This window comes from aff. Roholtiella sp. LEGE 12411 (genome assembly GCF_015206995.1).
Taxonomy (GTDB): Bacteria; Cyanobacteriota; Cyanobacteriia; order Cyanobacteriales; family Nostocaceae; genus Komarekiella.
The window spans coordinates 1-6,114 of record NZ_JADEXR010000239.1 but is presented as its reverse complement, the minus strand read 5'-3'; the positions used below and the strand labels follow the sequence as shown (position 1 = coordinate 6,114).

Genomic DNA, 6,114 nt, shown 5'->3' with positions numbered 1-6,114 from the left:
GGTATGGGGCATGGGGTATGGGGAATAGGCTTGAAAAGTATAAATCTTTATCTCAACAAATATCAAATAAAGAATAGAAGTATTTGAGTAATTACAATTAAATAGTGGGTTTACTAATTCGTAGTCCCATAATCACTAAGTCGCGTTCAACGTCATCAAGTTCTGCGATTTTAGGTAAATGCCCCCAATGTTGAAAGCCAAATGTCTCAAATAGCTTTAAGCTGGGTTGATTATGGGCAAAAATAAAGCAGATGAGGGTTTTTAAGCCCAAGTTAGGACTTTCGCCAATTGCTTTTGCTAAAAGTTGCCGCCCTAAACCACGCCGATGAAAGGCAGAGGCAATGTAAATACTAATTTCGGCAGTTGTATGATAAGCTGGTCGCCCGTAGAATGATTGAAAACTAAGCCACCCAGCAGTTACTCCCTCGACTTCGATTACCCAAAGCGGGCGTTGTGAGGCCGATCGCCCCTTAAACCAAGCCAGGCGACTTTCCACAGATACTGGCTCTAAATCAGCGGTTGCCATACGGCTAGGAATTGCAGCGTTATAAATTTCCACAATTATAGGCAAGTCAGTTTCAGTGGCGTGGCGAATAGTCATTTAGGAATTCATTGTTGGGCAGTTGTTGAGAGGAGTGCAAGATTTCAGTTTATGGAACTTGCTGAGGTAGTTCTAAAACACTAGCAACTAAAGCGATCAACTCTGTGGGGTCAATTGGCTTAGATAGATGTTTTTGAAATCCGGCTGAAAGGACTTTTAAGCGGTCTTCTTCTCGTGTATATGCTGTTAAGGCGATCGCTGGGATATGTCCGCCTTTTTCTGGTTCTAAAGAGCGCAGTTGATGAATTAACGTGTAACCATCTTGCTCTGACATTCCAATGTCGCTAATTAAGATATCTGGTTTTGATTGTTTCAATACTTTTAGCGCTTCATCAACTGATGCTACCGCAGTGGCGATCGCTCCATACTCTTCAAACATAAAGCTGAGAAAATTACGGGTATCCGTTTCATCATCTACAATTAGAACCCTTAATCCAGTCAAAGGAGTAGAACTAGCAGCCAAAGAAATTTCTCCCCCTGTTTGTTTATCTCTGCTACCTCTGTTTTCTCGTAGCAGTGGTAGTCTGACGGTAAAGGTTGCTCCTTGTCCTGTACCTGGACTTTCAGCAAAAATTGTGCCTTGGTGCAGTTCTACCAGATGGCGGACGATCGCAAGGCCTAGTCCAAGTCCATTGTGCGATCGCGTTGTGGTACTATCTGCTTGCCGAAACCGCTCAAATACTTTGGGTAAAAAGTCTGAACTGATGCCAATACCTGTATCAATAACTTGAATTTGGGCAGATTTGACAGTTGTTAATTGTTCCGAACTACTGACCATTGATAAAGTAACCTCTACCTTGCCATTTTTAGGAGTGAACTTAATGGCGTTAGTTAGGAGATTCCAAACAACTTGCTGTAAACGGGTGGAATCGCCAAAGACTGATCCAATGGAAGTATCCAGAATAGTGTTCAATTGAATACCTTTTGCCTCTGCCAAGGGACGCACGGCCTCTAAGGCTGCTTCAGTCACTGTAACCAGATTCACAGCACAAACATTTAACCGCAGTTGACCACGGATTATCCGTGATACATCCAAAATATCTTCAATTAATTGCACCTGAGAGTTAGCGTTGCGTTCAATCGCCTCCAGGGCGCGAGCAGTTGCTTTTTCATCAAGTTTCTTGGAGCGGAGTATTTTTGACCAACCCAGCATCGAAGTTAGAGGCGTGCGAAGTTCGTGGGAGAGAACGGCGAGAAACTCATCTTTCATCCGATTTGCCGTTTCTGCTTCCGTCCTTGCTGTTTGTTCTCGAATTACTTGAGCGCGGATTTCTTCAGCTTGCTTGCGTTCAGTAACATCTTCAAGTGTACCTACATACCCAAGCAATTCACCTTGACTGGAAAGCATCGGTGATGAGCGAACCTGAACCCAACGGATGCTACCATAAGTATTTTCAAACCGAAATTCTTCAGAGTAATCGCGGCCTTGACTAATGTAGTTAGACCAACTGGCGATCGCTCTGTCCCGGTCATCTGGATGAACAGATTCCAGCCACCTCTTAAATAAACTCTCTGCTGGTCTAAGTCCGCAAATTGCCTGATATCGGGGATTGGTATACTTACAGCGCCCTTCAGTGTCAGTTTCAAAAATGCCAATAGGTGAACAGGTACTCAGTGAACGGAAGCGTTCTTCACTTTGCCTAAGTTCAGCATTGACGGCTACTAGCTCAGCAGCCTGTTGCTTAACTGCTTCTGTCTTCTTAAATAATTCTACAAATACTATGACTTTAGAAGTCAAGATATTAGGGTCTATTGGTTTGAGCAGATAATCGACTGCACCTAAGGCATAACCTTTAAATAGCATTTGGTCGCTGGTGCTAAATGCAGTCAGAAAAATAATTGGAGTGTGACGCGATCGCCCCCGATTGCGAATCAAGGTAGCAGTTTCAAAACCATCTATCCCTGGCATTTGCACATCTAGCAAAATCACCGCAAAGTCCTGATGTAACAAACACCTCAAAGCTTCTTCCCCTGATGTTGCTCTCACCAGATTCTCCCCCAGTTTTTCCAGGATTGCCTCTAGTGCCAGCAAATTTTCCAGTTTATCATCTACTAGGAGGATGTTTACTTTGGGTTCCATCTGCATGGTTTCATTTCCGTATAGGGTGACAAAGCTTGACCAACTGGGAAGCAATGTCTGAGAGGGACAAAATCCAGTCTACTGCAACAGCAGAAATCGCTGCTTCTGGCATAACGCAACTCTCAGCGGTGGCAGGTTTTTGAACAATAGTGAGTCCTCCCCGCGCTTTCACTTTTTTAAGACCTTGGACACCATCTTGGTTCGCTCCTGTCAATATTACACCGATGACTTGCTGAGCGTATATATCAGCTGCCGACTCAAACAGCACATCAATCGATGGTCGGGCATAAGAAACAGGCTCATCAGTAGAAAGAGCAAAGTAACCTGGCTCAATCAGCAAGTGATAATCTACTGGAGCTAAGTAGACATGCCCTGACAGGATTTCGTCTTTGTCTTCTACTTCTCGGATCGCCAACAAAGTGTGTTTTTGTAATAATTTATTCAGTATGTCGTCAGACTCTTTGTGACGGTGTTGCACGATCGCGATCGGCACTGAAAAGTCTGCTGGTAAGTTTCCCAGGATAATTTTCAGTGCTGATAATCCGCCTAAAGAAGTACCAATGACCACTATTTTAAACGACACTTGTTTAGCTCTCATGCCTGCGTAATCAGGATTGCAATAATGTGACTCGATGGCTTATAGAATACTTTTAGCATTCTCTAGCCCCTCTAATATTTCTCGGTTAAAGGAAAAAGGGTTGAATTTACCCTTTACCCTTTAAGGGACTTCCAAAGAATAAATCATTCCAAGAAAAACAAGAGACAGGATTTTTCAAGAATGAGAATCCTTTTAAGACGGGAGAAAAAGGGTTGCCTCTGTCTCCCCTTCATCTATGTATTATGGGACTTACACATTGACGGAAAAACCAAAAGAGGGGTATGGTTTTCTGCACTTTAACCTTGATTTTTCTCTTCTCCACTAAGCGATCGCAACCAGTAAAAGATGGTTGATAAAAGCTTGAAACAAGGTATTGACATTGATACACAAGATCGTTTGTTTGTACAGTACGTAAGTCCTATATTCTTAATATAAAAAAATGTCGCAAGGGTCGTATTCAAAGAAATTATATTGCTTGGGCTATTCTAGTTTGGCTTCGACTCAAAAGTTTGGCTTATAAAAGTGGTCAGACAATTTATCAAATCAAGTATGGATTGTTGTCAAATTATTTAGTTCAGCAACTAAAACGTCCGGACGTTGCCATGTCTATAGTTTAGTTGTTAGGCGCTCGGTGCGGCGTAGCCGCACCATCACTTGTGCCATCCCTTTTTTCTATTCCCAATTCCCAATGCCCAATGCCCAATTCCCCATTTGATAGATGCACAGGGGTTAAAATACCTGCTCAAAAGCCTCAATTAGGCGGTCAACTTCCTCAAGCGTGTTGTAATGTACCATACTCACCCGTATTACTCCACCTTGCGACGCTAACCCCAAGTATTCAATTAGCCGTTTAGCATAAAAGTCTCCGTAGCGAATTCCAATGTAATGTTGGTCAATTTTTACAGGGATAGTCGAGCTATCAATTCCATCTACTACAAAAGATATAGTAGGTACACGAGATTTGGGGTTGGCTTTTAATTGACCGAGCACGTGTACATTAGACTTGTTGTTGAGGTAATCTAGTAAGCGATCGCCTATCTTCTCTTCATGCATACTAATTAAATCAAAGACTTGCACCATTTGATTTCTCAAGTCAGGTGCAGTTTCATTGCCATAGTGCATTTGTGCTAATTCACTCAGATAATCACATAACCCCAACATTCCATAACTTAATTCAAAATTGACATTACCTAGCTGAAACTTATAAGGAATATCCGTCTGCTCAATAAAATAATGGTTCAGACCAGGTATTTTTAACAAAAGTTCTTCTTTACCATAAAGTAAAGCATGATGTGGCCCATAAACTTTATAAAAACTCAAAGCATAGAAATCAACATCTAAATTTTGGACATCAACTAATCTATGTGGTGCATAAGCAACACCATCTACACAAATCATTGCTCCTCGTTCATGTACAAATGCAGTAATTTCTTTAATAGGGTTGATAGTTCCCAAAATATTAGAGGCATGAGTTAATGCGACAAGTTTTGTGCGTTGACTCATTAATAGCTCTAAATCTTCCAAATGCAATTCCAAGGTATCTGGGCGAATTTGCCACACTTTAATCTTCATTCCGTGTTTTTCTAAAGCGACCCAAGCCCCAATATTGGCTTCATGATCACAATTAGTCACAATAATCTCATCACCAGGCGTAAAGGTTTGACTCAAACACATTGAAAGAACTTTCAACATCATTGTAGTCGATGGCCCCATGACCAATTCTTTAGAAGACTTGGCATTAATCAAAGTAGCCATTGCCGTTGTTGCTAATGCCAAGCGTTCTCCTGCTAGTTGGGAAATCGCATAAGAAGCACCCAACTGGACATCAGATGTCAAGAGAAATTCACTAATCCTATCTACTACTTTCTTTAAGGTTTGTGACCCACCAGCATTATCAAAAAAAGTCCATTTGCCAGCTAAGGCAGGAAAATATTGGCGAACTTTATCAATATTCAACATCAAAGTGTAAATCCTCAAGCGAATTTATAAAAATGGGTAAAATAACAGGTAATGAAGGTTGAAGTAAGAATGACAAATTTTTTATTCTTGATTCTTCTTCATCATGTATTCTTTACCCTAGCTTACCTTTTGGCAAGTTAGCCACAGAACATCTCCATCCTTTTTTATTTACAACTTGTTACGCTAGCCTTCTTATTCTGTAAAAATACCTCTTAAGAGAGTTTACTTAAGATATGAAAAAGTATCTAACTGAAACATCTACCTTGCAGCTAGTATTTGTGTTTTGATTCTTTACAATTTACTTTGAGTTTTTTGATAAGTTAAAGGTAGAGCTAAAGAATTATTGTCTTGACTGATAATGCCTTGATCAAAAGCGAGGTAACAAACTATGGATATTGCGGTTAGATACGACATTGAGGTTATCAAGGAAGAAGCACGTCAACTTGTTCAAAAGGGACTTGTTAACCGTCAGCAGCCAATCTTTACTCTTAGTAAATACATTCCTGATCATGACTGGGTGTATTTTGAGCTTGAGCTAGAAAAAAACGAGTTTTTGCTCAGAGATAGGATTATCGACTTACTAGATCACGAATACTGGGAAGATGATTGAAGTTGCGCCTAGAAGTCGAAACACATTAGTAACCTTTCCAAAAAAATCAAAATTAAAAATTAAAATCTTAACATGAAAATTCCCCGAATTAATTCGGGGCTTAAAAAATAGCTTATTAAAGTTAGCAGGAAATATTGACTTAGATATCAGATGAATAGGTGGATTGATGGCAAATTTTGCTGAATTATTACCAAATATAGTAATCCGATTTGATTTGTGAACTGACTCGTAGAGACACCGAATGGGGGATGGGGGATGGGGAATGG

The 6,114-nt window shown here is 40.6% G+C and carries 5 protein-coding genes; 1 reads left to right on the top strand and 4 read right to left on the bottom strand.

The features are described from left to right. Nucleotides 1-97: 97 nt before the first annotated feature. From IQ246_RS28430 to IQ246_RS28415, 4 genes are all read right to left on the bottom strand, one after another. Nucleotides 98-601, bottom strand: coding sequence for a GNAT family N-acetyltransferase (locus IQ246_RS28430; RefSeq protein WP_194006633.1), 504 nt, complete (start codon nucleotides 599-601; stop codon nucleotides 98-100). Nucleotides 602-650: 49 nt separating this feature from the next. After that, nucleotides 651-2,687 (bottom strand): response regulator, encoded by a 2,037-nt coding sequence (locus IQ246_RS28425; protein WP_194006632.1) that lies wholly within the window; start codon nucleotides 2,685-2,687, stop codon nucleotides 651-653. Between the two features lie 4 nt (nucleotides 2,688-2,691). Next, a complete protein-coding gene (locus IQ246_RS28420; RefSeq protein ID WP_194006634.1) occupies nucleotides 2,692-3,264 on the bottom strand; it encodes a chemotaxis protein CheB in 573 nt (190 codons plus the stop codon). Nucleotides 3,265-4,008: 744 nt separating this feature from the next. Continuing rightward, the gene (locus tag IQ246_RS28415) at nucleotides 4,009-5,238 is read right to left on the bottom strand and encodes a cysteine desulfurase-like protein (RefSeq protein ID WP_244142195.1); all 1,230 of its coding nucleotides are present in this window, start codon (nucleotides 5,236-5,238) and stop codon (nucleotides 4,009-4,011) included. A 388-nt stretch (nucleotides 5,239-5,626) separates the two neighbouring features. On the opposite strand from IQ246_RS28415, the gene IQ246_RS28410 reads away from it, so the two are divergent. Further along, nucleotides 5,627-5,848 (top strand): DUF4327 family protein, encoded by a 222-nt coding sequence (locus IQ246_RS28410; protein ID WP_194006630.1) that lies wholly within the window; start codon nucleotides 5,627-5,629, stop codon nucleotides 5,846-5,848. Nucleotides 5,849-6,114 lie beyond the last annotated feature (266 nt).